The 24969-nt window shown below is 30.3% G+C and carries 26 protein-coding genes and 3 tRNA genes; 14 read left to right on the top strand and 15 right to left on the bottom strand.

The window, feature by feature from the left end:
• Window positions 1-66 precede the first annotated feature (66 nt).
• The 4 genes from DTL3_RS02015 (at window position 67) to DTL3_RS02000 (ending at window position 5641) form a co-directional block, all read left to right on the top strand.
• Window positions 67-1245: a metallophosphoesterase gene (locus DTL3_RS02015; RefSeq protein ID WP_045087303.1), complete on the top strand. Its 1179-nt coding sequence runs from the start codon at window positions 67-69 to the stop codon at window positions 1243-1245.
• 106 nt (window positions 1246-1351) lie between these two features.
• Window positions 1352-4012, top strand: coding sequence for a pyruvate, phosphate dikinase (gene ppdK, locus DTL3_RS02010; protein ID WP_045087302.1), 2661 nt, complete (start codon window positions 1352-1354; stop codon window positions 4010-4012).
• Between the two features lie 129 nt (window positions 4013-4141).
• On the top strand, window positions 4142-5089 hold the full coding sequence (locus DTL3_RS02005; RefSeq protein WP_045087301.1) for a methylenetetrahydrofolate reductase: 948 nt from the start codon (window positions 4142-4144) through the stop codon (window positions 5087-5089).
• 60 nt (window positions 5090-5149) lie between these two features.
• Window positions 5150-5641, top strand: a complete 492-nt coding sequence (locus tag DTL3_RS02000) for a DUF1292 domain-containing protein (protein ID WP_045088547.1) — start codon at window positions 5150-5152, stop codon at window positions 5639-5641.
• Window positions 5642-5706: 65 nt separating this feature from the next.
• Here DTL3_RS02000 and DTL3_RS01995 read toward each other — a convergent pair.
• Window positions 5707-5782: transfer RNA gene (locus tag DTL3_RS01995), tRNA-Trp, on the bottom strand.
• A 278-nt stretch (window positions 5783-6060) separates the two neighbouring features.
• On the opposite strand from DTL3_RS01995, the gene ffh reads away from it, so the two are divergent.
• From ffh to lepB, 8 genes are all read left to right on the top strand, one after another.
• Window positions 6061-7380: a signal recognition particle protein gene (ffh, locus tag DTL3_RS01990; protein ID WP_045087300.1), complete on the top strand. Its 1320-nt coding sequence runs from the start codon at window positions 6061-6063 to the stop codon at window positions 7378-7380.
• 52 nt (window positions 7381-7432) lie between these two features.
• The gene (gene rpsP, locus DTL3_RS01985; protein WP_045087299.1) at window positions 7433-7765 is read left to right on the top strand and encodes a 30S ribosomal protein S16; all 333 of its coding nucleotides are present in this window, start codon (window positions 7433-7435) and stop codon (window positions 7763-7765) included.
• Entirely contained in the window at window positions 7762-7992 is a 231-nt protein-coding gene (locus DTL3_RS01980) for a KH domain-containing protein (RefSeq protein ID WP_045087298.1), read from the top strand. Before rpsP ends, DTL3_RS01980 begins: the two co-directional genes overlap by 4 nt.
• 7 nt (window positions 7993-7999) lie before the next feature.
• Entirely contained in the window at window positions 8000-8557 is a 558-nt protein-coding gene (rimM, locus tag DTL3_RS01975; protein WP_045087297.1) for a ribosome maturation factor RimM, read from the top strand.
• A gap of 4 nt (window positions 8558-8561) precedes the next feature.
• On the top strand, window positions 8562-9308 hold the full coding sequence (trmD, locus tag DTL3_RS01970; RefSeq protein WP_045088546.1) for a tRNA (guanosine(37)-N1)-methyltransferase TrmD: 747 nt from the start codon (window positions 8562-8564) through the stop codon (window positions 9306-9308).
• Between the two features lie 18 nt (window positions 9309-9326).
• Window positions 9327-9902 carry an RNA methyltransferase gene (locus tag DTL3_RS01965; RefSeq protein ID WP_045087296.1) on the top strand — a complete coding sequence of 192 codons (576 nt, stop codon included), beginning with the start codon at window positions 9327-9329 and terminating at the stop codon, window positions 9900-9902.
• Between the two features lie 284 nt (window positions 9903-10186).
• On the top strand, window positions 10187-10546 hold the full coding sequence (gene rplS / locus DTL3_RS01960; RefSeq protein WP_045087295.1) for a 50S ribosomal protein L19: 360 nt from the start codon (window positions 10187-10189) through the stop codon (window positions 10544-10546).
• 5 nt (window positions 10547-10551) lie between these two features.
• Window positions 10552-11520, top strand: coding sequence for a signal peptidase I (lepB, locus tag DTL3_RS01955; RefSeq protein WP_045087294.1), 969 nt, complete (start codon window positions 10552-10554; stop codon window positions 11518-11520).
• 306 nt (window positions 11521-11826) lie between these two features.
• On the opposite strand, the gene DTL3_RS01950 is transcribed toward lepB, so the two are convergent.
• The 3 genes from DTL3_RS01950 to DTL3_RS01940 form a co-directional block, all read right to left on the bottom strand.
• Complete coding sequence (locus DTL3_RS01950; RefSeq protein WP_231854032.1) at window positions 11827-12633, bottom strand: class I SAM-dependent methyltransferase; 807 nt, start codon at window positions 12631-12633, stop codon at window positions 11827-11829.
• A 203-nt stretch (window positions 12634-12836) separates the two neighbouring features.
• Window positions 12837-13271, bottom strand: a complete 435-nt coding sequence (locus DTL3_RS01945) for a hypothetical protein (protein WP_045087292.1) — start codon at window positions 13269-13271, stop codon at window positions 12837-12839.
• Window positions 13272-13548: 277 nt separating this feature from the next.
• Window positions 13549-13636 (bottom strand) — tRNA-Ser (locus DTL3_RS01940).
• A 71-nt stretch (window positions 13637-13707) separates the two neighbouring features.
• Here DTL3_RS01940 and rsmG point away from each other — a divergent pair.
• Window positions 13708-14385 carry a 16S rRNA (guanine(527)-N(7))-methyltransferase RsmG gene (rsmG, locus tag DTL3_RS01935; RefSeq protein ID WP_045087291.1) on the top strand — a complete coding sequence of 226 codons (678 nt, stop codon included), beginning with the start codon at window positions 13708-13710 and terminating at the stop codon, window positions 14383-14385.
• Window positions 14382-15152: a lipoate--protein ligase family protein gene (locus DTL3_RS01930; protein ID WP_052670263.1), complete on the top strand. Its 771-nt coding sequence runs from the start codon at window positions 14382-14384 to the stop codon at window positions 15150-15152. The genes rsmG and DTL3_RS01930 overlap by 4 nt, the downstream gene beginning before the upstream one ends.
• Here DTL3_RS01930 and DTL3_RS01925 read toward each other — a convergent pair.
• The 11 genes from DTL3_RS01925 to recJ all read right to left on the bottom strand — a co-directional run bounded on the left by DTL3_RS01925 (window position 15143) and on the right by recJ (window position 24828).
• Entirely contained in the window at window positions 15143-15427 is a 285-nt protein-coding gene (locus DTL3_RS01925; protein ID WP_045087290.1) for a hypothetical protein, read from the bottom strand. The two genes, DTL3_RS01930 and DTL3_RS01925, sit on opposite strands and share 10 nt — an antisense overlap.
• A 2-nt stretch (window positions 15428-15429) precedes the next feature.
• Complete coding sequence (locus tag DTL3_RS01920; protein ID WP_045087289.1) at window positions 15430-16416, bottom strand: flagellar basal body P-ring protein FlgI; 987 nt, start codon at window positions 16414-16416, stop codon at window positions 15430-15432.
• 13 nt (window positions 16417-16429) lie between these two features.
• Complete coding sequence (locus DTL3_RS01915; RefSeq protein ID WP_045087288.1) at window positions 16430-17062, bottom strand: flagellar basal body L-ring protein FlgH; 633 nt, start codon at window positions 17060-17062, stop codon at window positions 16430-16432.
• Window positions 17063-17067: 5 nt separating this feature from the next.
• Complete coding sequence (gene flgA, locus DTL3_RS01910; protein WP_231854031.1) at window positions 17068-17949, bottom strand: flagellar basal body P-ring formation chaperone FlgA; 882 nt, start codon at window positions 17947-17949, stop codon at window positions 17068-17070.
• Window positions 17950-18050: 101 nt separating this feature from the next.
• Window positions 18051-18836: a flagellar basal-body rod protein FlgG gene (gene flgG, locus DTL3_RS01905; RefSeq protein WP_045087286.1), complete on the bottom strand. Its 786-nt coding sequence runs from the start codon at window positions 18834-18836 to the stop codon at window positions 18051-18053.
• 56 nt (window positions 18837-18892) lie between these two features.
• Entirely contained in the window at window positions 18893-19615 is a 723-nt protein-coding gene (locus DTL3_RS01900; protein WP_045087285.1) for a flagellar hook-basal body protein, read from the bottom strand.
• Window positions 19616-19637: 22 nt separating this feature from the next.
• Window positions 19638-20642, bottom strand: coding sequence for a rod shape-determining protein (gene mreB, locus DTL3_RS01895; protein WP_045087284.1), 1005 nt, complete (start codon window positions 20640-20642; stop codon window positions 19638-19640).
• A gap of 50 nt (window positions 20643-20692) precedes the next feature.
• Window positions 20693-20764, bottom strand: a tRNA-Arg gene (locus tag DTL3_RS01890).
• The gene (gene ruvX, locus DTL3_RS09350; protein WP_062198230.1) at window positions 20755-21444 is read right to left on the bottom strand and encodes a Holliday junction resolvase RuvX; all 690 of its coding nucleotides are present in this window, start codon (window positions 21442-21444) and stop codon (window positions 20755-20757) included. Before ruvX ends, DTL3_RS01890 begins: the two co-directional genes overlap by 10 nt.
• Window positions 21441-21713 (bottom strand): putative Se/S carrier-like protein, encoded by a 273-nt coding sequence (locus DTL3_RS01885; RefSeq protein WP_171820573.1) that lies wholly within the window; start codon window positions 21711-21713, stop codon window positions 21441-21443. The genes ruvX and DTL3_RS01885 overlap by 4 nt, the downstream gene beginning before the upstream one ends.
• Before the next feature lies 1 nt (window position 21714).
• Window positions 21715-24828, bottom strand: coding sequence for a single-stranded-DNA-specific exonuclease RecJ (gene recJ / locus DTL3_RS01880; protein ID WP_052670260.1), 3114 nt, complete (start codon window positions 24826-24828; stop codon window positions 21715-21717).
• Between the last annotated feature and the right edge of the window lie 141 nt (window positions 24829-24969).

The following is a 24969-nucleotide window of genomic DNA, read 5'->3' as shown; positions in this document are numbered from 1 at the left end:
AGTAAGTATATGCTATAATTCAAATGAATTATTTCTCAACTCTTTAACTGTTTTGGAGGAACATTGATGAAAGTATATATGAGTGATCTACATATTGGCTTAGGAAATGAAAGTGATGATTTTATTTATGACGCTAGACTAATCAAGTTATTAAATGAACTAATTGAGATGAATAGCGATGATACTGAGTTATATATAGTTGGAGATTTTTTTGAGTTAACAAATGCAGTAAATGATGGTTATATGGCTAATACAGCAGTTGAGTATGCTCAACAATGTGATGTCAATGTAATTGATGAAATCATTAATAATCATAAAAAGTTAATTGAAACATTCCAACGTTTTTCAAAGAAAAATAGAATTTATTATATAGTTGGAAATCATGATTATTACTTTCTTTTCAATAAAAAAATTTGTGACAAAATAAAGGAAATATTCAAGAAGTGTGAAATAGTTCCGTATTACTATGATGAGGAATTTGAGCTTTTCTTAATTCATGGAAACCAATTCGACCCTGTGAATAGGTTGAGTAAAGATCAAAACAATAATATTTTACCTTCTTTTTCTGAATATATGACTAAATACATGAATCATCATTTTGGAAATATAGCTGTAGAAATTCTTTCCGAAGAGCTGTATTCTGAATATCAGAATATTTATCCTCAACTGGATGTTTTTAAATGGCTTGACAATCTAAAAGAAAAATATTTATTGAACTATGATTTAAAAAAAGAATGGATAAAAGTTTTTACCCGACTTATTAAAACTCCCCAAGTAAAAAGGTGGTTGAAGGTAAATTATCCTGGAGTGAATGTGTTATCAAATATTTTTGTAAATAATATGGGGGGGTTAAAACTAGGAGAGGCAATTGTAAGGTTGGGGATGTTTTTTAGAAGTATGAATAATTCAAATTATCTTTTAATGAATGCTGAAAAACTTTTAAATGAAAGTTTTTATATACCTAAAGAATACCTGATAGGTTTCGGAGAAAATGATATCGCTTTGGAAGAAGATAAAGTTAAATTTTTAATTATGGGGCATAATCATAGAGCATCACTAAATATGATAGATAATAGCCCTGTTGAAAAAGTTTATGTAAATACAGGTACCTGGAAATATAGAGTTAGTAGAAATTTAGGAATAAACAAGAATGAATTCGTAAAAAAGAAACTCATCTCATATTTATATGTAGAACAAAAAAATAACAGGCTTAATTTTAAAATGATAAAAGAAGAAGCATTTTAAAAGAAAATTGTATATTAAATTTTACTAAAATGAGAAATAGAAAAAAAATTAATATAATATAATATATTTTAGCTATCAAAATTTATGCAAAAAGGGAGGTAAAATGATGTCAAAGAAATACGTATATGTTTGGAATAATCGCAGAGTCGAAGGAAATGCCAAGATGAAAGATATTTTAGGTGGTAAAGGTGCAAACCTTGCTGAAATGGCATTGCTTGGACTACCAGTACCACCAGGATTTACAATTTCTACAGAGGTTTGTAAGTATTATTGGGATAATGGTATGAAACTCCCAGATGATTTGAAACCTGCAGTTGAGCAAGCTATGCATGAATTAGAAGAGGTTTTAGGTAAAAAGTTTGGGGATAATGATAATCCTTTACTTGTTTCTGTTCGTTCTGGAGCAGCAGTTTCAATGCCTGGAATGATGGATACCATTCTTAATTTGGGTTTAAACGATGTATCGGTTCAAGGATTAGCTAAACAGACTAATAACGAAAGATTTGCTTGGGATTCGTACAGAAGGTTTATACAGATGTTTGGAGATGTATCGCTAGAAATCCCTCATGCAAAATTTGAAGAAGCCTTGAACAAAGTAAAAAGAGAAAAGGGAGTAAAAACTGATATAGAGTTAGATGCAGAAGATTTCAAAAAAGTTGTTGAATTATATAAGAAAATATATCAGGAAGAAGGAAAATCCTTCCCTCAAGACCCAATGGAACAGTTATGGATTTCAATTGAAGCGGTATTTAGAAGTTGGAATAACCCAAGAGCCATAAAATATAGGCAAATTAATAAATTAGACGATAAAAACTTCTTAGGAACAGCAGTTAACGTTGTTGCAATGGTTTTTGGAAATATGGGAGAAGATAGTGGCACTGGTGTTGTATTTACGAGAGATCCAAGTACTGGAGAAAAGAAATATTATGGTGAATTTTTAATGAACGCTCAAGGTGAGGACGTTGTGGCTGGTATTAGAACTCCTCAACCTTTGGATGAATTAAAAAATATAATGCCAGATGTATATAAAGAATTAACTGAAATAATGGATAAATTAGAACACCATTTTAGAGATATGCAAGATATTGAATTTACTGTTGAAAGAGGTAAACTATATATCTTACAAACAAGGAATGGTAAAAGAACCCCTGCTGCTGCTGTTAAAATAGCAGTTGATTTAGTAAAAGAAGGGTTAATTAATAAGCAAGAAGCTGTTATGAGGGTAGATCCAGCAGATATCGAAAAACTACTACATCCAGTATTTGATCCTGAAGAACTAAAAAGAGCCCAATATATTGGAAAAGGATTGCCAGCATCACCAGGTGCAGCAACAGGAAAGATTGTTTTTAGTGCAGAAGAAGCTGAAGAAATGGCAAAAAAAGGAGAACAAGTTATTCTTGTTAGACCAGAAACATCTGCTGAAGACGTTGGCGGTATGAACGCTGCACAAGGTATTTTAACCAATCGTGGAGGTATGACTTCACATGCTGCAGTTGTAGCTAGAGGTATGGGTAAAACAGCTGTAGTGGGAGCAGAAAATATATTAATAGATTTGAAGAATAGACTTATTAAAGCAAATGGTGTTGTTATAAAAGATAAAGAATGGATCTCAATAGATGGTAATGAAGGAAAAGTTTATGCTGGTAAAGTTAAGACTATAAGACCTGAAGGATTAGCAGGAGAACTTGCAACTTTACTTGATTATGCAGATGAAGTTTCCGATTTAGGTGTTCGAGCAAATGCTGATGTACCAAGAGATGCCAAAGTGGCTAGAGAATATGGTGCTCAAGGAATAGGTCTTTGTAGAACTGAACATATGTTCTTTGGCCCTGAAAGAATTAATAAAATGAGAAGGATGATAGTTTCAAAGAGTGAAGAACAGAGAAGAAAAGCTTTGGAAGAACTTCTTCCATATCAGATTGAAGATTTTAAAGGTTTATTCAAAGAGATGGAAGGATTCTCTGTTACTATTAGGCTCTTAGATCCTCCTTTACATGAATTTGTTCCTGAAACAGATGAACAGATAAAAGAATTAGCAAAAACTTTGGGAATCACTGAAGAAGAATTAAGGCAAACGGTTAAAGAACTTGAAGAATTTAATCCAATGATGGGTCATAGAGGGGTAAGAGTTGCAATCACTTATCCTGAGATAGCTGAAATGCAAACAAAAGCAATACTTCTTGCAGCTATAGAATTAATGAAAGAGGGAAAGAAGGTACATCCAGAAATAATGATTCCTCTAGTTGGAAATGTCAAAGAGTTTACAATTTTAAAAGATTCTATAACTCAGATAGCTGACGAACTCATCAAGGAACACAACGTTGATTTAGAATACAAGGTTGGTACAATGATTGAAGTACCGAGAGCTTGTGTAGTTGCAGATCAGATTGGTGAACAAGCTGATTTCTTCAGTTTTGGTACAAACGACCTTACTCAATTAGGATTAGGTTTCTCAAGAGATGACTATGGAAAGTTTATCAACGACTATATTGAAAAAGGAATATATGAAAAGGATCCATTTCAGCATATTGATAGAGAAGGTGTTGGTAAACTAATTAAAATAGCTCTAGATGGTGGAAGGTCAACTAATCCACATCTAAAAGTTGGAATTTGTGGTGAGCATGGAGGAGATCCTGAATCTATTGAATTTGCACATTTAGTGGGTTTGGATTATGTAAGTTGTTCACCATATAGAGTTCCAGTTGCACGATTAGCAGCGGCTCAAGCAGCTGCAAAGTATAAAAGAGGTAAAAAAGTAAATTATTAATTGTATCAAATATAGCGGGGATTCAATCCCCGCTTTTTTCATGCTTTGAGCTCGATTGACAAAATACATTAATTGTGTTAGAATTAATAAAAATTGTTTTTTATGATTATTTAATATGGTGAAAGAACAATGAAAATTGTTGATGTAATTAGTCAAAAAGGTAAACCAATACTCTCCTTTGAAATTATTCCTCCAAATAGAGGAGGAAGTATATTAGATATTTATAATGTAGTCGATGGATTAATGAATTTTTCTCCATCTTTTATAAATGTTACTAAGCATGCTAACGAAGTTGAATATTTAGAAAATGGTTTAGAAGTTAATAAGATAATTGTAAATAAACGTCCAGGCACAGTTGGAATTAGTGCCGCTCTTAAAAACAGATATAACGTAGATGTAGTTCCTCATCTTATCTGTGTGGGATTCAATAAATATCAATTAGAAGATATATTAATTGATTTACATTATCTTGGGATTGAAAATGTATTTGTGGTTCGAGGAGATAAAAACAGGTATACCTTTAGAGAATTTGACGAGCATAAATATGCTTGTGATTTAGTCGAACAGATTGTTAACCTTAACAAAGGTATTTATGTATATCCGACAAGATATAATTACTCTACAGATTTTTGCATAGGTGTTGCTGGATATCCTGAGAAACATTTTGAATCACCTAATTTAGAAAAGGATTTAGATAATTTAAAATTAAAAATAGAATTAGGTGCCCAGTTCATTATTACCCAGATGTTTTTTGATGTTAATTATTATATAAATTTTCTTGACAAAATAAGTGAACGAGGTATTAATGTTCCAGTAATACCTGGTTTAAAACCGATAGTATCTAAAAAATCCTTATATAATATTCCTAAATCTTTTTTTGTAAACATTCCGAAAGAATTAGTTGAAGCTTTTGATGAGGCAAAAACGCCAAAAGACGAGTTTAATGTTGGGGTTAAACATACAATAAAAATGATTGAAGAATTATTATCTAGCGGCGTACCTGGTGTACATATTTTCACAATGGGAAAAGGAGATGCTGTAAAAGAAGTATTACGAGAGTTTCAAAATGTGTTTTAAATGTTTTTTAATATATAAGATAAAGAAATTTTGATTTTAGGAGGTAGTATTGTGGAAGACATGGAATTTTTCACCTTAACCGATGAAAAAGGTAATGAAAATGATTTTATGTTTTTAAAAGAATTAGAGATTGATGGAAAAACTTATTGGATATGTCAAGAAGCAATAAGAGATGAAGAAAAGCAAGAAATGATTTTAAATGGAGTAGTTGCTTTTGCAGTAGAAAAAGAAGAAGGAAAAATTTATTTAAATAGTATTGATGATGAAGATGAATTCAAAAAAGTTTCTGATGTTTGGGAAAGTATCGAAGATGAAGTATTTTCATCCTTTGACTTAGAAAATGAAAGCGATTTTGAAGAGTACGATGTTGATTTTAGTGAAGACGATTATTCCCAAAAAGATGAAGATACCTATAGCAAAGATGAAGATGAGGATGAAGATGAAGACTTTGACGAAGATTGGTTTATTGAAGACGAGGATGATGAGGATTATGAAGAATATGACGATTTTGATGATGATTTAGATGATGACGATTTTAAATATGGGTTTTAAATGCAATCTTAATTAAAAAGAGCCGACTTTAAAGTCGGCTTTCTTTTCTTCAGTGTATACAAAATTGGCACGCCCGGAGGGAATCGAACCCCCAGCCTGCGGTTTTGGAGACCGCCGCTCTGCCAGTTGAGCTACAGGCGTATCAAAGCAAATCTATTATACCATAAAAAAAAGAAAGTATCAAGAGCTTTATTCTTTAACTAATGGTTAATTCATTTTTTAACAAACCTTTCTTATCTTTATGATTAGAACTTTAGCGAGCAAATATAGATTTTTGCATGATATTTTTATTTTATAAAAAAATTAATATAAAAGCAACATTAATTTTTCTCTTATGTTTTACTTTTATCAAATTTTTCACCAAAGTTCTTTATTTTTGTAGTATACTTGGTTAGGGATTTTAGTGAGGTGGTTGGATAATGTTTGAAAGTTTGCAAAAAAAGCTTTCTGGAGTTTTTAAAAATCTCTCAGGAAAAGGTAAGCTAACAGAAAAAAATATAAAAGATGCGGTTAGAGAAGTTAAATTAGCTCTTTTAGAAGCTGATGTTCACTACAAAGTGGTGAAGGAATTTGTTGAAAAAGTTAAAGAAGAAGCTTTAGGAGAAAAAGTTCTCGAAAGTCTAACCCCTGATCAGGAATTTATCAGAATAGTTAGGGATAGTTTGATAGAAATTATGGGGGGAAATAAAAATAATAAAATTAATATATCAAAAAATCCTGCTTTTATTATGCTAACAGGTCTACAAGGTAGTGGAAAAACTACCACTGCAGCTAAATTAGCCAATAAATACAAGAAAAAAGGGCGCAATCCTCTTTTGGTTGCAGCAGATACATATCGACCCGCTGCTATTGACCAACTAATTCAGTTAGGACAAGATATAGGAGTTCCCGTATTTAGTGGAGATAAAAAAGATGCTGTTAAAATTACTGAAGATAGTAAAAAGTATGCTCAACGGAATTTGCATGATATTGTAATAATTGATACTGCAGGTAGATTGCATATAGACGAAATAATGATGAAGGAATTAGAAGAAATAAAAAATATTTTAGAACCCGAAGAAATACTTATGGTAGTAGATGCAATGGTGGGTCAAGATGCAGTCAATTCTGCTAAAGAATTCAATGATAAGCTGGATTTAACAGGTTTTATAATCACTAAACTTGATGGAGATTCACGTGGTGGGGTTATAATATCTATACAATATATAACAAATAAACCCGTTAAATTAGTTGGTGTTGGAGAAAAAATTGATGATCTTGAAGAATTTTACCCTGAAAGATATGTGGGTAGAATTCTTGGAATGGGTGATGTTCTTTCTTTTATTGAAAAAGTTGAAAAAGAAGTAGATAAAGAGAAAGCTGAAGAAGATGCAGAAAGGTTTTTGGAGGGAAAGTTTGATTTAGAAGATTTTTTAGATCAAATAAGACAGATAAAAAGTTTAGGGTCTTTGTCAGGCCTAATAGAAATGTTACCTAATGTTCCCAAAGACCAGGTTGATATTATTAAAGGAGAAGAAGAGCTAAAAAAGTATGAAGCTATTATAAATTCTATGACTCCAAAGGAGAGAAAAAATCCAAAAATTCTGTCTTATTCTAGGAAGCAGAGGATAGCAAAAGGTAGTGGTACCACCATTCAAGATATAAATAGACTGTTAAAAAATTATGATCAGCTGAAAAAAACAATGAAACAAATGAAGAAATTAAAAGGAAGAAAATTAATGAGGAATTTTCCATTTTAACCTATGATATTAACTAACAATAAAATTGTTTTAAAAATATGGAGGTGTTCTAATGGTAAAAATTAGATTGAGTAGAATGGGTAGGAGACACAAACCTTTTTATAGGATTGTTGTTGTAGATTCTAGAAATAAAAGAACAGGTAAGTACATCGAATCTTTAGGATTCTATGATCCTTTGAACGAGTCTAACCAATATAAACTAGATGAAGAAAAGGCTTTGGAATGGCTTTTAAAAGGAGCCCAACCGACAGATACTGCAAGAAGAATTCTTAAAAAGATGGGTGTGATGAAAAAATATGATGAAATTAAGTACCAAGCAAGAGTTGCCAAGAAGAACGATGCGACTCAAGATCTTTCAGTAATAGAAGGGGAAGTTAATCAATGAAAAACTTGCTTTTGGATATTTTAATGAAAATAGTAAAATATCCTGATGAAGTCGAAGTTAAGGAAATTGACGATGAAGAAAACATTGTTTATGAAATATATGTAAATCCAGAAGATGTTGGGCAGATTATAGGAAAAGATGGTAGAACAATCAAGTCAATCAATATTATTATGAATGCAGCAAAAAAAGAACAAGATAAGAAGTTTATATTAAAAGTAATAAGGTGAATCAAATATGGAAAGTTTAAGTAACTTATTAAAAGATAAAATTGCGGTTGGTAAAATAATAAACTCTCATGGTGTAAAAGGAGAAGTAAAAATTCAGCCATATACCAATGTTGACACTGTTATTCATAATTTGGTGGATATATTATTATATAATCCTAATAATAAAAGATTTTTTTATAGTAAAGTAACCAATGTTAAAAATTTAAATAAATTTTTTGTTTTATCTTTGAACGGGGTAACAAACATGGATGAAGCAAAAAAAGTTATAGGATACGAAATTTATATTGGGCCAGAAAATCTCCCCAAACTAAATGAAAATGAATATTACTGGTATGAAATTTTAGATTCTGAAGTATATTATGAAGACGGAGAATATGTTGGAAAAGTTTCAGAAATAATTGAAACAGGGGCTAATGATGTCATATCTGTAAGAAATGAAAATTCCGATACACCAAATCAAGAAATACTTATTCCCATGACAAATTATCATGTTCTTCAACTAAAGAAAAAAGAAAAAACAATTGTAGTTAAAAAAATGGAATGGTATGAGGATGAGTCAGAATAACAAAATAGAGATTACTATATTAAGTATCTTTCCTGAAATGTTTAACATAATTACGAATTATGGAATTATTAAAAAAGCCATAGAAAGTGGTATTGTAAAGATTAATGTGTTAAATTTACGTGATTTCACAGTGGATAAACATAAAGTTACTGATAGACCTGGTTATGGTGGAAACAATGGAATGGTAATGCTTGTTGAACCTTTTTTTAGATTCTACGATGAATATATAAAAAAAAATAATTTCAAGCCCTATGTCGTTCTTCCCTCACCAGAAGGTAGAACTTATAATAATCAAATAGCATTTGATTTATCTAAAAAAGAAAAATTAGTTTTTTTTTGTGGTAGATACGAAGGTATTGACGAAAGGATTAAAGCCATAGTTGATGAAGAAATTTCTATAGGAGATTATGTTTTAACTGGTGGAGAATTGCCAACAATGGTTATGATTGAAGTGTTGCTTAGGTTCGTTCCAGGGGTTGTCGGTTCAAAAGAAAGTGTTGAAAATGACTCTTTCTATAATGGTTTATTGGATTTTTCCCATTATACCAAACCCGCTGAATTTCGTGGAATGAAGGTTCCTGAAATTTTGTTAAGTGGAGACCATAAAAAAATTGAGCAATTTAGAAAAAAGGATAGTATTTTAAAGACAATTCTTAAAAGGCCAGATTTATTTATAAATAAAGAGTTAAGCTTGGAAGATAAGAAACTTTTAGTAGAAATTATTCAAGAACTATCTCAAAGAAATGCTTAGGAACAAAGGAGATTATAAATGTTAAATAGAATATATGTAGCTTTAATTCATTATCCAATACTAAAAAAAGATGGTTCCATTGTTTCAACAGCAGTTACTAATTTTGATATACACGATATTTCAAGGACATGCAGGGCTTATAATATAAAAAATTTTTTCTTAGTAAGTAATTTACCATCTCAACAAAAAATAGTCGATAGAGTTTTGGAATATTGGACCAAAGGTTTTGGAAGTGAGTATAACCCAAATAGAAAAGATGCCTTAGACATTTTCAAAATGGAAAGTTATTTAGAAGATGTAATTTCAGTAATAGAAGAAACAGAACTTGAAAAGCCTAAGATTGTCTTTACATCTGCAAAACCAAGAAAAAATGTGATAAGATTTGATGAATTGAGCAGAAAGATTAGAGAGTGTGAATCACCGTTTTTAATATTGTTTGGTACGGGTTGGGGGATGCCAGAGGAAATAAGAGAAATAACTGACTATGATTTAGAACCAATTAGGATTAATTCTGATTTCAACCATCTTTCAGTAAGGGCTGCTGTAGCTATTACATTAGATAGGTTGATAGGTGAACAAGTATTTCAAGAATAATAAATATGGTATTAATTTATTATGATATAATATAAAAACTGATTAGGGACTTTAGAAATTAAAGTTTTCTAAAAAGTAAGCGTTTGAATTTATAACCGGTTCAGGGCGGAGCCCTCTCCCTGCCTTGGTACAAGTACCGAAAAAGTTAAAAATATTCAGAATTAGTAAGGATTAGGATTGAAGAGGTATTTTGTTAGAATAATTAAATCCAAAATATACATATAATAAGGACTTTAGAAATTCTAAAGTAAGTATATAAAACTGATATACAGGAGGTTTTAAAAATGGATCAATTAATAAATGCAGTAGAAGCAAATTTTAAAAAAGAAGATATTCCTGAAATAAGACCCGGGGATACCGTTAGAGTAAATGTTAAGGTAGTTGAAGGAGAAGGAAGCAAAAGACGAGAAAGGATACAAGCTTTTGAAGGTATTGTTATTAAAATAAGAGGTTCGGGTTTAGGAGAAACTTTTACAGTAAGGAAGATTGGTGCAGATAGGATTGGTGTAGAAAGAATTTTTCCTTTTCATTCACCAGTAGTTAGTAGTATTGATGTATTAAAGAAAGGAAAAGTAAGGAGAGCAAAATTATACTACTTAAGAGATGTAAAAGGTAAGGTAAGGATCAAAGAAAGGAAGGATTGAGCCTTTTGAAGGAGGCTACTAAAAAGAAAATAATTGATGAAACTCTAGATTGGATATACGCCATAATATACGCTCTTATATTTGGAACCATAATAAGATTATTTGTATTTGAAACAATGATGGTTCCAACTCCATCTATGGTTCCAACTATCCAGGTTTACGATAGATTATTTGTAGAAAAGGTTACTTATCAATATAAAGAACCACAAAGAGGAGAAGTAATAGTTTTCTGGACACCATTTGTAGATATTCGAGCTTTAGAACAGCTAAGAGCTTTTGATAAATTTATGGATTTTTTTGCTCCTTCTGAGTTCGAAGGTCATGTCAAATATGTTAAAAGATTGGTTGGTAAATCAGGGGACAATTTAAGGTTGGTTCCTGTGACCAATGAGTTTTGGAAAGGTATAAAAGAGGGCAAAATAACAGATATACCTGAGTGGCTAGATTTTATTATTACCTACTATGGGAATGTTGATTATATTCCTAGTCAAATCAAAAGCAAAGTTTCAAAGTTAGAGATAAATGGTAAGATATTGCCAGAGTTTGAAAATATTTACTATTTAAGAGACGCTATTTTTGAGGATCCTATGTTTTACGATTATATAGCTTATCCTGAAAAATATAGATATGAGATCGAGAGCTCTGATATTTTGTTTATGTATAAAGACAATTTTACAGGTAGGCTAATTGCTGGAAGACCAACTCTTCTTTTTTACCAAGAAATGAGAGATACACTTTTATTTTCAGATTATTATGAAAAAGAACTTTCAAAACTTAATCTTAGAGAACTTATTTATGTAGATTCTGAAGGATTAGTAAACATTAAAGTACCTGAAGGCTACTACTTCTTTATGGGTGACAATACACTTGAAAGTCAGGATAGTCGTTTCTTTGGTTTTGTACCAACTAAAAATATTATTGGAAATACCTTTTTGCGTATTTATCCATTTGACAGATTTGGAAAAGTGTTTTAAATAATATAGCATTCGCAAATAAAATACCGCCATTAGGCGGTATTTTAATTTAAAATATTAGAACATTAGCAATTTGTATTATTGAAAATTTAGTCTATAAAAATCATAAAAAAGTGTATAACTGTCAAATTGAAATCAAGAGGTTTCTATTGTATCAATATTTAGTTTATGTATGTCTATAAACTTAAATTTTAATACAATTTAGCAATATTCGATTAACGCTAAAAGGTATATTATATTATCGCTAAATTGTGAACCTACCTATAAAGGCTTTTTTAATATATATTTTTTATAGATAACAAACGATCACTTCTCTGCTACAAATAATAAATGATTACTAGTCCCTAAAAACTCAGGTTTCTCACAGCAATGGAAATGAAAATTTAACCATTGTTCATAGCTTTCATTATCCATTTTATTTATCTTATCTTGAAAAAGTTCACTTAAGCCATCTGCGGCTATTTCTGAAATAATATTTAGTTCTGCATCCCTTAATAGCTTTCTACAATCATCTACTGTATGAAAAACAAATGGAAAATCAACAACCTTAAAAGTTTCACGATTATATAAATCTTCTAGTAAAAAGTTAGGATTGTATAAAAATGTTTCCGTTGTAATAACCATATCATTTGAAATAAAAGCAAAGAACATCTTTCCATTATCTTTACAAACCCGTTTTACTTCACTTATACATTTCATCCTGTCTTCAATTTTAGATAAATGGTATAAAGGCCCAAAACATAGTACTATATCATAGCTTTTATCTTCTATTATTGATAAGTCTAGAGCATTTCCTTGAATTACTTCTATTGACATCTCCTCACTTATCTTTTCTTTTATTTGATTTACATGTTTTGCTACTAGCTCTACTGCAACTACATCGAATCCTTGTCCTGCAAAAAACAAACTATATTGTCCCGTTCCAGCACCTAAATCAAGGATTTTCATTCCAGGTTTAAGATGTTTTTCAATCTGTCTTATTGTTGTCAAAAATTCTACTTGAGCTGCTTTTGTGGATAGTCTTGTCCCTTCCTCAATTATGTCATACAAAGCTGAGACTCTATCAGATTCATTAACTATTTTTAATAAATCTTTTATTTCCAAATACTTCACCCCTATTTTTAAAATAATTATTAAAATACCCTTTGCATTAACTTAATTAACGCCAAATTCCATTAATTTGAAAACTCTTCTTTCCATAAACTTATATTTCATCTTTATTTTTATATAAATTCCATATATTCTTATTACATTTTATCTGATTTATTGCTACATATAGTATAAATGATGTTCAACTAAAATCCAATCTGAATTATTTAGGACTTAGTCATATAAATCTTATTTTTAAGTGATGAGGAATATAATAATGTTGTAACCAAAGCAATAAGTATTAGAACATGTAGAATAATATGGTATAAATCCGGGATATATAAAATATCACTATTTATTAATTTTATTGAACCTTCAAAATAACGGATCTTTCCTTCTCCACCTCCTATGATTGTGAATAGTTCATGAGAGAGAAATTGTGTAACTAGCCATATACTCAACCATATAGTTAATATGTATCTTCCAACTCGTTCTTTGAAAATAAACAAAAGTAATGAAATTAGAAAGATTAAAAAGAAGATGCCATCATCTTTCCATGAACGAGTAACGAGATAAAGTTCCCCAAAATATAATCCGACCATATCTAAAAAAAACCATCCCAATAAAACAATATTTGTAATTATACAACTTCTTTTTCTCATAAAACCTCCTACATAACTATTTCTACTAACATCACAATATTCTACATATGTACATCAATTATTTTAATCACATATTCTTAATTATCTTTATTCTATCATATTTATTAACTAATTTCTTTCATATATTTTCATGCTAATAATTATTAAATCACTCTATAGGCATTTTTTGCAATAAAAATTGGTTCTTTAGTTTTAGGGCAAAGTTCAGAAATTATTTTTATCAAAAAAACCTCTTGAAATCAAGAGGTTTCTATTGTATCAATATTTAGTTTATGTATGGCGGAGACGGTGGGACTCGAACCCACACGGGGTGTAACCCCATCGGTTTTCAAGACCGACGCCTTAGCCAATTAGGCTACGTCTCCGAATATGATAAAATAGTATTGTGCACAATCCTTTACTATGAGAATTTTACCATAAAAGGAGTATAAAGTCAATGGAACTTTCTAATGAAACACAGAAGAAGCTTGAAAGATATGTAAATTTATTGGTTAATTATCCTGTAAATTTAACAGCATATAAAGATGTAAATTCTGCATATGAGAATCTTATTCTAGATTCTCTAATCCCTATCTTTAGTGATAATGGTTTCTCTTCCTCAAAAAAGGTTGTAGATGTAGGAACAGGAGGAGGTATACCTGGATTAGTTTGGGCTATATGTTTTCCTGAGAAATTTTTCTATCTTGTAGAAAGTGTGAAAAAGAAGGCTGCAGCTATAAAAAGTTTTATTGAAGAATTAAATTTGAAGAATGTAAAGGTTTTTGATGAGAGAGTCGAAGATTTTGCAAAGAGATATCGTGAATACTTTGATTATGCAACATGTCGAGCGTTAGCAAGAGGAGATATTGCTTTAGAATATTTAACCCCCTTGGTAAAGATTCAGGGCTTAGTGTCTCTTTTTAAGGGACCAAATGTCTTCCATGATGAATGGGAATATATACAGAAAGCGTTAAACATTTTTAAGCTCAGTCAAGAGAAGATAATTGAATACGAAATAGAAGGGGGTAAAAAGAAAAGATATTTGTTAATTTTTAAAAAGTTAGAAAAAACTGCTAAAATATATCCCAGAGAAAAAGGAATTCCTAAGAAATATCCAATTGGTGAGAGTATATGATTAGATTGATAGTAGATGGGAAACATGAAGGTACAATGAATATGGCGTTGGATTTAGCTTTAGCTTATAGTTCTTCCTCAGAAAAAGTTTCAACAATAAGGATATATGAATGGACTAATCCTACTATCTCTCTTGGTAAACATCAAAAAACTGTGAATTTGGATTTAAACTATATAGCTAAAAAAGGGATATCCATCGTTAGAAGACCTACAGGTGGAAGGGCTGTTTTGCACAACAGAGAATTTACGTATTCATTTTCAACTTATCTAAATAATACAACATTATCTGGAAATCTATTAGAGAGTTATTTGAAAATATCATCTGCGCTGATAGAATCTTTTAAATTATTGGGAGTAAATGCAGAATTAGAAAACTCAAAAAAAAGAGGGTTAACAAAAGATATATGTTATGATGCGCCCTCTGTTTATGAAATTAAAATTGATGGAAGAAAATTTGTCGGAAGTGCTCAATATAGAACAAATATATTTATTTTACAGCATGGTTCTATTCCTATAGAGTTTGATTATGAGGATTATGTAAGTTCTTTTAAATATTCAAATAAGCAAGAAATTAAAAATTATTTACAAAAAAATACTGTTGATATTAAATCATTGAACAATAGTAACTTCACAAAAGAAAACCTCGCGAATGCCTTTAAAAAAGGCTTTGAATTGATTTTTAAAGAAAAAGTTATCGATAGTAAATTAGAACAAAAAGAAATACAGTATGCTGATAGTATTAGAAAAAACTTTAATATTCATCTTTGAGGAGGGAAAGCTTTTATTATCTCTTGGACTAAAGGTTGCATTGATCGTTTTACTATTAAATTTGCGTATTCTAGGTTTATTAATTCTTTAAGCCACTTTTCAGCATTGGATTCAGGAATTAATTTATTATCTTTAATAAGTTCATTTTCTTGGATATCGTTTAAAACCTTTGAAAAAATATTTGCAACAAAAGTTTCAGTAATCTCTTTGACATCAGAATTATTATAACTAGACCTTGTTAACGTTAAAGCTGAGATTATACTATCTGTATTCATTGTCACATCACCACCAGTTCTCCATAAATATAAGGGCTAGCAGTTTGTATTATTGCTATAATATCTTGAGGTGTAGCGCCTGCAGATTTCAAGGCTGTAATTAGTGTTGAAACAGTTGCAGGTTTTCCATTGATTTTATTGTTTTCAATGCTTATGTTGAAATTACCATAACTTTCTGTAAAGTCGGCTATTTCAACGTTTCCACCTAAAACTATAGTACCAGTTTTTTCATTAATTACTATTTTAGCTTTTGCATCAGGAACAACTTCAATTTCTTCTATTAAGGCTAGGAAAGAGATGATATCATCTTCAAAAAAGTCTGGTACAGCTATTCTAATAGAAGAAGGATCAGTTGCTTGAGCAATTTTATAAGAAAAAGTTGAATTAATGGCGCTAGAAACTCTTGATGCAGTGGTAACATCAGGTTGCTTGAGATGGATGGTCACAGTATTATCTTTAACTATACTAGCTGGTATTTCTTTTTCAATAATGGCTCCTTCAGGTATATAGCCTACGACCTTGTATCTATTCTGTAAATTAGAGGTTGTTCTGACGTTAGTTCCTCCTGTTAAGACATTACCTTGAGCAACTGCATAAACCCTATTATCTGCTCCATACAAAGGCGTTTGGACTAAGACCCCATTTTCAAGTGATTGTGAATCTCCTATGGCAGCTACGGTAACATCGAGCCTCATTCCTTCTTTGTAAAAAGGCGGAATATCTGCAAAGACCATAACAACAGCACTATTTTTAGTCTTAACTTGAGAATCAAGATAGATGTTAAAATTAACCAACATATTACTAATCATTTCTGATGTTACATTACCTGAGTCACCTGTACCACTTAATCCAGTAACCAATCCAATACCAAACAATTGGTTATCTCTTGCACCTCTAAAATTTGAAATATCTTTTATTCTAACTGCAGAAAAAGATATAGACGGAATTATGATTAATAAAATTAAAAAATACGAGAGTCTTGTTTTCATTAGAATCCCACCTCTAAAAGAATAAATTTGCTATTCCTGAAAGAATTGAAGATAACCAAGATGGTTCATTTGGGTCTTGTTGAAAAACAATATCGCCATCGTACCATATTTTAGCATTAGCAATACTTTCAGAAAATACAGTTCCATCTTTAGCAATATTTTTAGGGGAAATAAGCCCTTCTATTATAATCGTATTTCTATTCTTTCCAATTTTAATTTCTTTTTCTCCCCTTATTTTATATAAACCATTTTCATTTTTATCAACGATTATAGAGGAAATAAATAATTGTACCTTCGCACTTGAAGTCGAAGTAACTTGATTATTTTGAACTGATATCTGGGAAGGATCTGAAGAACCAATTGGTAAAAATTTATTTAAATCTATACCACCAATATTACTTACAAAGGAGTTAATGGTTTTAGCAGACGAGCCTTTGTAATCGGGCATGCTTTCTGATAGAGACAGAGAGGGATTTTCTGAAACAACTATAGTGACAATGTCACCAATATTATAACTATTGTTATATGTATATAAAGAGTTAGCTTCCTCATCTTTTTTATTCCACAGAGAATCTGCGAATGTGGTGGTCAATAACGCTAAAGAGATCAATGTGAAAATTAAAAGAAATTTAGACTTATTAATCATTACTCTCATCCTCCAATTTTAACCAAAACTGCAGGGCCTTCTATCAGTTTACCTGATATTATCTGTCCAGTTTCTGTATTTCTAACGTTAATGATTTCACCATAATTTCCATTAGTCATTGCTCTTGCAATACTTGTAATCCTTATGCCTTCATATTCTACTATTATGGTTAAAATATCCCCAGATTTAATGTCAGGAATCCTTTTTAAGTATCTACTATCCAAGATTTCTCCAGCTTTTACATCTTTTGATAACTCATATTTTCCCTGTTGTAGTAGTTGAATATCGATAGGGTTGTATGTTGTTATTAATGAATTAATAGTTGCTTCTTCTGTCATGCTTTCGTTTAAAATAGTGCCTCGCTTTGTATCTTTCGAATATATTAACGCCTTTTCAAATTTAGCAACTTCTGCTGTGAGGGAAAGATACTTTTTTTTATTATCTTCATCCGTTATGTACAAGCTGAAAAATAACTTATTATTTGATTGTGTGATTCTTGTTATTTCAGCTTCAACAGCAGTATTAGGTGCATTTTTTAGGTCTATATTTTGTATTATTAGTTCAGAGTCATATTCATTAATGGCTTTTTCTAGAAGAGCTAGTAAATCAACATTATTTTTATTGGCTGTTTGCTTATCGTTATATATTATTTTGATTTGGTCAGATTCAAATGATACTTCAAAGTTATTGTAGTAACTGGATAATAAACCGTATAATATTTTTGACAAATTTTCTTTTGAATAGGTAATTGAATCACCACTAATATAAGAAATTGTTCTATCATAATCAAGGTCTTGAAATATATCTTTCAAAGAAAAGATCCTATCTTCTGAAATTATTTCTTTTGGAACATGGAAAATTATTGTTGAAAATACGAATGAAGACATCAAACAAAATATGGATAAGATACAAATTACCAAAAATCGATTTAGCATACAAATTTCCGCCTTTCATTATGAAACAGGCTCATCAGGAACATAAACTAAGTTTATCGTTTAATATTAGATACAGTTCTCAACATTTCATCAGCAGTAGTTATTGTTTTTGAGTTGATATCATATGCCCTTTGTGCAATAATCATATCGACCATTTCTTTAACAACGTCAACATTAGATTTTTCTAGATAACCTTGTTGTAAAGAGCCAAACCCATCTTGTCCGGGGATACCTTCTACAGCATTTCCAGATGCAGGTGTTTCAATATATAGGTTATTTCCCATAGGCTTTAAACCTGATGGATTTAAAAATCTTATAGTTGTTAAATTTCCAACATTTTGTATGCTTCCATCTCCCAAAACCACACTGACAATACCATCAGGAGAGATATTAATGCCTACGGAATTTTCAGGTATTACGATGTTCGGGATTATCATAAGACCGTCACTAGTTGTGAGTCGTCCATTTGCATCAATTTTAAAAGAACCATCTCTTGTATAAGCTATTCTTCCATCTTGCATTTGGACCTGAAAAAAACCATCTCCCATTATGGCTAGATCTGTCGAATTATCTGTAGGTTCAATATTTCCTAATGTAAAAATCCTTGTTGTTGAAGATAACCTCGTGCCATGACCTACATATAATCCGGTTGGTAGAATCGAACCTTGTGCAGTTGGAGTACCTGATTCTTTAACAGATGAATATAGAAGGTCTTGAAATTCTGCCCTCTGCTTTTTATATCCTGTAGTATCAACATTAGCTAAGTTGTTTGAGATGATATCTAATTTACGTTGTTCAGCGTTCATTCCAGTTGCTGCACTGTATAAAGATACTAACATCCTCTTCCCTCCAGTTTATTTTTGTGGAAGACCAAGATTATTTATCTTATAAATACTTAAAATGAAGATATTTCAATGAGTTTTGCGTTTAATGAATCAGTCGAACTTATAGCTTGTTGTAGAATATCAAACTTCCGATTTGCTTCAATCATTTTTATCATTTCATTCAGTACATTAATATTAGAACCTTCTAAATAGCCTTGTTTTACTTCATAGTCTTCTTGTGTAAGGGCGATTTCTTCTCCAGTAAAATAATTATTACCATATTTAGTTATATTATCTAGGTTAACAATATTTAATCTTATATTTGTTCCTGAGATACTTCCATCATTCAGTACAAAGAAATCATCTGTATCAACAAGTATGGGATTATTTTGAGCATCTAAAACAAAATCACCATTTTTGTTTACAAGAAAACCTTGATTGTTAATTGTAAATTCACCATCTCTGGTATAATAAAAATTATCGTTTCGTTGAATTTTAAAAAAACCCTGACCATTTATAGCAAAATCTAAAGAATTATTAGTTTCGGATAAAGGGCCTTGTTCAAAATTCGGTATGACCTCGTCTAAAATTACAGAACTATAAATATTGCCTATAGTTTTTCCTTGGGTATCTTCATTTTGATAAGCCCTTATTTCCTTTTCATAGTAACTTTTAAAAATGTTATAATCTTTTTTATAACCTATAGTATCGGCATTTGCTAAATTATTTGCTATAGAATCAAGTTCAGCAAAAGAATTTAACATACCAGCGGTGGCTGCATAAATCCCCCTCATATCTATCCTCCATTTTTATAAACTAACTTACTTGCACCTTGTTTAATAATTCTATGTTCTCTAACAAAATTCCTGTACCTTTAGCACAAGTTAAATGGGGATCTTCTGGAATATGTGTTTTTATACCAGTTTGCTCACTTATTAATTTATCTAAACCTCTTAACCTTGCAGTACCTCCTACTACAATTAAGCCATTCATCATAATATCTGCCGATAATTCTGGAGGAGTCTTTTCTAGAATATTTTTGATTTTATTAATAATTTCATTCAGAACAGGTCTTATAGCGTTTAAAATATCTTCAGAATTAATGACTATAGAAGAAGGTAAACCAGTTTTCAGGTTTTGCCCTTTTACTTCTGTTTCAAAATTTTCTTCGCTTGGATGAGCCTTGCCTATTTCTGTTTTTAACCGTTCAGCTGTAGCTTCACCAATAAAAAATTTATAACGCCTTTTAATGTATTTTACAATCTCTTGATCCATTGTTTCCCCTGCTACTTTAATTGTCTCGCTTATTACACATCCTCCTAAACTTAGTACAGCTATATCTGTTGTACCTCCGCCAATGTCTATAACCATATGTCCGTTAGGTTCTGCAATATCAATTTCACTTCCAATTGCAGCTGCTAAGGGTTCGCTAATTAGAAAAACTTTAGATGCTCCAACCCGTGCAGCGGCTTCTTTAACTGCTCTTCTTTCAACATCAGTAGTTAAAGCAGGAATACCAATAATTAAACTAGGTTTGTAAAGGCCGAAACCACGAGAGTTAGATTTTTTTATGAAATATCTTAAAACCTCTTCTATTATATTTGGATCAGCAATTACTCCATCTTGTACAGGTCTAATTATTTGTATTTGATCGGGAGTTTTTCCAAGCATATCTTTTGCTTCTTTTCCTATAGCTATCATATTTTTTTTGTTTTTGTCTATAGCAACAACCGATGGTTCTTCAATAATAATTCCTTTGCCTCGCTGGTAAACAACAAAAGTTGCAGTTCCTAAATCTATACCTAAATCAGACTTTGCCATAATTTACCTCCTGTCTTTGATTACTAATAAAAAATAAAATAAATTAATTATGTGCCTGGCGGGAATCGAACCCGCATCTTTGGATCCGGAGTCCAACGCTTTGTCCTTTAGGCTACAGGCACATTAATTTGGACAAAGGAAATAAAGTTCTAATTTTTTTTTCATTTTCTTTAATAGATATTATTAAGTCATATTGATCGTATAAATCAGAAATTAAAGATGTGCTTTTTAGTCCTTGTCTGTAATAAAACCAAAAGATCCAAGGATCTTGAGTGAATAAAATCAAATGATCTTTATTAGCTTTTTCTAGTATATTGTTAATAGCTACATCAAAAATTATGATATTGTTATAACTAGACAAATCATTTTCTATTTTATATGTTGATTTTTCTTTTAATTCTATAGCTGCATGAGGATTTTCTAGGAAAACGTTTAAAATCAAAACACTACTGTTTTGATCCTTCGTTTTTTTAATTTTTTTAAATGATATATCACCTTTTAGTTCATTGAATAATGACGTAGTTGTTAGTCGTTCATCTACAAAGTAGATTTGGCAACCTAGTTGTTCTTTAATATTCAAAGCCGCTTCAACAGTTAAATAAGTTTGATGTGAATATCTTCCAGATAAAGAAATAGGTAAACCAAAAACAAGTACACTTTTTTCGTCCAAATTTAAAGATTGTAAAAAATCAATTAAAGAATCTGATTTAACGGTATTTTTTGGTAAGGCTATCTTAAGATTTTCATCAGCAACAGCTATTCCACATAAGGTGTTTCCATAATCAACGCAATATATACTCATTTTTCTAAAAGTTCACCTACTATATCTTTTTTCATTTTTATCAATTCATAACTTATGTTATTTTTGGTTAATATTTTTTTTATAGATAATTCATTGCTTGAAGAAACAACAATTACTGGTTCGCAATTTTCTGATAAACTTTGAGGACATGGAAAAATTTTACAAAAAATCCCATTTTGTATTAATAAATTTTTTATATAAATAATATCATAATTTTGCGTAATAATAATTGTATCCAGATTAATAGTTGTTGTGATAATTTTATTCAAATTATACACCTCTAGCTCCTATTTTAGTGGTATCTCCTTTTAAGAATTCTATGAATTCTCTTGTATCAAGATTTTCATAAAAATATATGGAGTTTTTAAGCAACCAACTATCAAGAATGTTTTCTTTAAAATTAGAAGTATCACGTAATTTTTTTAAATCAAACGGATTAGTAATTTCTATATCTTCGTTATGAATTTTTATTAAATTAGCTTCTTGAAGCACTCCTAAAACAACAAATGCAAGGTCATTTTCTCCTTTAAACAAAGTACTCACAACAGTATCTATTTCTGGATTGTTTGCTTTAATAAAATCATAAGTTTTCTTTAGAATTTTAAAAGACGGGTACTTTTTGGCATAATCATACATTAGTCTAACCTTAAATTTTTTATCATATCCAAAAACAATAGAAATCTTTTGATTTTTATTAGTCCATCCAGAAACTAAATCTAAAAACTCTAAGGCTGTTTTTGGCACATCAAGAATTATAATTGTTGTAGGATAACCTTTTGTTTCTAAAGCTAGTCCATTATTTGAGAAAGAGGTTACATATAAGTATGCATATTCTCTTCTAAACTCTTCTCTTGCTAACATTTTTTCTCTATAACTCATAGAGTGGTTAAAAACTTTGACATTACCATCATTTATGTTAAGTTTTTTATCCATTAACTTTATAAGGGATTTTTGTCTGTTAGGTTCATTTAGAACTATAACACGACTATTTCTAGTGTCGATATATTCTTTCATAATACTAACGATACTACCTCTTTCTTTTGTAACTTCAAAATTATTATTTGCAGAAGAAGCCATTAAAATTTTGAATCCATAATTCTTTAATAGTTCTTTTAGATTTTCATCATACAGAGCTCCAAACATGCTTACATTTTGTTTTGCAAATATATAATCTCTAAACTCGATGAAATCTCTAACTTTTCTAATAACCGGATGAAATAAAGTGTAAAAGGGTTCATCAATTATAATTTGGCAGTCAATTGAGTCAAACAATGCAATATTTTTTAGAAATTCAGGTACGGTTAAGAAAAATACTTCATATTTTGAAAGCACATTTGAATTTATAGAGTAATATTTATTTATAAAAAGAATATTTTCTGGCAAATAAGAAGAGATAATTTTATAAGAATGTTCTAAAAGACTTTTTGTACCAGATATTAATATTACTTTCTTCTTACTTTCCAGGTTTAATAAGATTTTTTTGATTAAAGAGACATTTTTGAGCTTACTAGGCAAAAACATTGCTATCTTATTGTAATATAAGTTTTCATTTAATACTTCAATTTGAGAAATCTTATCTAGTTCATCTTTTAATATTGGATTTAAAAGATCATTTTCTGAAGATTCTTCAAAGAAGAAACTTTCTTTAATGCTTAAATCCTGTAAATAAAATTTTATATAACTGTTTTTTAGATTATATGAATTTTCTATTCTAAAGGTACCAACAACGTCTACCAAAAGATCTTTTCTTTTGTTCCAATTCAGATTTAATAAGTTAATTCCTAGATCATACCCTAAAACGTCAACTATTAATGAGTTATCATTTCTCAAAATGCCAGAAAAGTTTTGAGAACCATTACTGAAAAATTTAAAATTTTCAATTTTAGCATTCTTTATTAGAAATAATGGTTCAGGATTCATATAACCAAAAGGTTCCAATTTTTCTAGGTCTTCAAACATGTTTGGAAATATACTGTCGATTTCCATATCTATCTCTAGATAGTATGAAATTTCTTTTTTTCCATAAAGTTCTTTATATACTTTGTTAACAGATTTTCTAAGAGCTTCTATATTTTTTGAGTAGCAGGAGAAACCTGCAGCTAGCTTATGTCCTCCAAATTCTTCAAGAATATTTTCTTCGCTGACTTTAAGTAATAGTTCCATTAGGTCAATTCCTTGCGGACTTCTTCCAGAACCTTTACAAATATCTTTACTTTTGGAGATCATTAAAACAGGTTTATTAAGTTGACTTGATAATTTTGAAGCGACTATACCAAGGACTCCTAAATGCCAATTTTCACCACTGAGAACTAACACATCATCATCTTTGTATTCTGGATGTAAATCTAGTAAACTCAAAGCATATAGGTATATTTCTCTTTCTGTACTTTGCCTTTTTGAATTGAGTTTTAAAAGATCAGAAACAGCTTTATTGATTTTTTCTTCATCATCTAAAGTTAATAACTTAAAAGCTGCATATGCATTTGCCATTCTGCCTGCTGCATTTATTTTCGGAGCTACTTTATATGCAATTGTTCTTGAATCAATTTCGGATTCAACTATTTTTAGTTCGTTTAGTAAATATGCAAGCCCCTTGGTTGGGTTGGTTTTTAACTTTTCAATCCCTCTTATTACAAAATATCGATTTTCAGATAATATAGATACTATATCAGCAATAGTGCCAACAGCTACTAGGTCTATATATTCGAAAGGATCTAATGATTTATCAAAAGTTTCAAATAGTGCTTGAAGCAATTTAAAAGTTACACCAACCCCAGCTAAATCTTTAAAAGGATATTTGCAGTCATTTCTTTTAGGATTTAAAATTGCGTCGGCATTTGGAAGCTCATCTTTAGGGATGTGGTGATCAGTAACAATTACCCTCATTCCTAAAGATTTGGCATAGTCTATCTCTTTTAACGATGTGGTTCCGCAGTCTACGGTTACTAGGTTATTGTAACCTTTTGACTTTAATTCAAAAATTGCCTTTTCATTAAGGCTATATCCTTCATCTATTCTAGATGGGATATAAGAGGTTACCTCAAAGCCTAATTTTTTCATTCCAAGATATAAAACCGCGCACGAAGTAACTCCGTCAACATCATAATCGCCAAATATTGCTATTTTCTCTTTTTTTTGTTTAATCGTTTTTAATATTTCTACAGCTTTTGACATGTCTTGCATTAGAAAAGGATCATAAGTTCGCTTTTCTGGATAGTTTAAAAATATATCAGCTTCTTCGGGATTGGTAATGTTTCTTGATACTAGAAGTTTACTTAAAAAATCTGAAATTCCCAAAGAAAGAGATAGGTTTTTTGCGATCTTTTCCCTTTCTTTATAATGAGGATCCTTTGGGTCCCAAAAAACCTTCCATTTTTCCTCCATATTAAATTTCTCCCTTCTTATTATTTTTTTCTTTATATATATTATACATTATAGGACTCCACAAACCAAAACAAGTATATTAAGAGGGATATAAATGTAGTATAATTAACTTAGTTAACTAAGAAAAAGGAGATATTAAGA

The organism is Defluviitoga tunisiensis, assembly GCF_000953715.1.
GTDB classification, from domain to species: domain Bacteria; phylum Thermotogota; class Thermotogae; order Petrotogales; family Petrotogaceae; genus Defluviitoga; species Defluviitoga tunisiensis.
The sequence above is the reverse complement of the archived record's forward strand: the minus strand, read 5'-3'. Positions and strand labels throughout refer to the sequence as shown.

Bases quoted from the DNA above. Each gene is read 5' to 3' on its own strand.
- DTL3_RS01915 (WP_045087288.1), bottom strand. From the start codon at position 17,062: ATGATTAATAAGTCTAAATTTCTTTTAATTTTCACATTGATCTCTTTA.
- DTL3_RS02000 (WP_045088547.1), top strand. From the start codon at position 5,150: ATGGAATTTTTCACCTTAACCGATGAAAAAGGTAATGAAAATGATTTT.
- DTL3_RS01900 (WP_045087285.1), bottom strand. From the start codon at position 19,615: ATGAGGGGGATTTATGCAGCCACCGCTGGTATGTTAAATTCTTTTGCT.
- DTL3_RS01980 (WP_045087298.1), top strand. From the start codon at position 7,762: ATGAAAAACTTGCTTTTGGATATTTTAATGAAAATAGTAAAATATCCT.
- DTL3_RS01945 (WP_045087292.1), bottom strand. From the start codon at position 13,271: ATGAGAAAAAGAAGTTGTATAATTACAAATATTGTTTTATTGGGATGG.
- DTL3_RS01925 (WP_045087290.1), bottom strand. From the start codon at position 15,427: ATGAATACAGATAGTATAATCTCAGCTTTAACGTTAACAAGGTCTAGT.
- flgG (WP_045087286.1), bottom strand. From the start codon at position 18,836: ATGTTAGTATCTTTATACAGTGCAGCAACTGGAATGAACGCTGAACAA.
- DTL3_RS01920 (WP_045087289.1), bottom strand. From the start codon at position 16,416: ATGAAAACAAGACTCTCGTATTTTTTAATTTTATTAATCATAATTCCG.
- DTL3_RS01965 (WP_045087296.1), top strand. From the start codon at position 9,327: ATGTTAAATAGAATATATGTAGCTTTAATTCATTATCCAATACTAAAA.
- DTL3_RS02005 (WP_045087301.1), top strand. From the start codon at position 4,142: ATGAAAATTGTTGATGTAATTAGTCAAAAAGGTAAACCAATACTCTCC.
- DTL3_RS02015 (WP_045087303.1), top strand. From the start codon at position 67: ATGAAAGTATATATGAGTGATCTACATATTGGCTTAGGAAATGAAAGT.
- recJ (WP_052670260.1), bottom strand. From the start codon at position 24,828: ATGGAGGAAAAATGGAAGGTTTTTTGGGACCCAAAGGATCCTCATTAT.
- rplS (WP_045087295.1), top strand. From the start codon at position 10,187: ATGGATCAATTAATAAATGCAGTAGAAGCAAATTTTAAAAAAGAAGAT.
- rimM (WP_045087297.1), top strand. From the start codon at position 8,000: ATGGAAAGTTTAAGTAACTTATTAAAAGATAAAATTGCGGTTGGTAAA.
- rsmG (WP_045087291.1), top strand. From the start codon at position 13,708: ATGGAACTTTCTAATGAAACACAGAAGAAGCTTGAAAGATATGTAAAT.
- flgA (WP_231854031.1), bottom strand. From the start codon at position 17,949: ATGTCTTCATTCGTATTTTCAACAATAATTTTCCATGTTCCAAAAGAA.
- ruvX (WP_062198230.1), bottom strand. From the start codon at position 21,444: ATGAGTATATATTGCGTTGATTATGGAAACACCTTATGTGGAATAGCT.
- ppdK (WP_045087302.1), top strand. From the start codon at position 1,352: ATGTCAAAGAAATACGTATATGTTTGGAATAATCGCAGAGTCGAAGGA.
- rpsP (WP_045087299.1), top strand. From the start codon at position 7,433: ATGGTAAAAATTAGATTGAGTAGAATGGGTAGGAGACACAAACCTTTT.
- mreB (WP_045087284.1), bottom strand. From the start codon at position 20,642: ATGGCAAAGTCTGATTTAGGTATAGATTTAGGAACTGCAACTTTTGTT.
- ffh (WP_045087300.1), top strand. From the start codon at position 6,061: ATGTTTGAAAGTTTGCAAAAAAAGCTTTCTGGAGTTTTTAAAAATCTC.
- DTL3_RS01930 (WP_052670263.1), top strand. From the start codon at position 14,382: ATGATTAGATTGATAGTAGATGGGAAACATGAAGGTACAATGAATATG.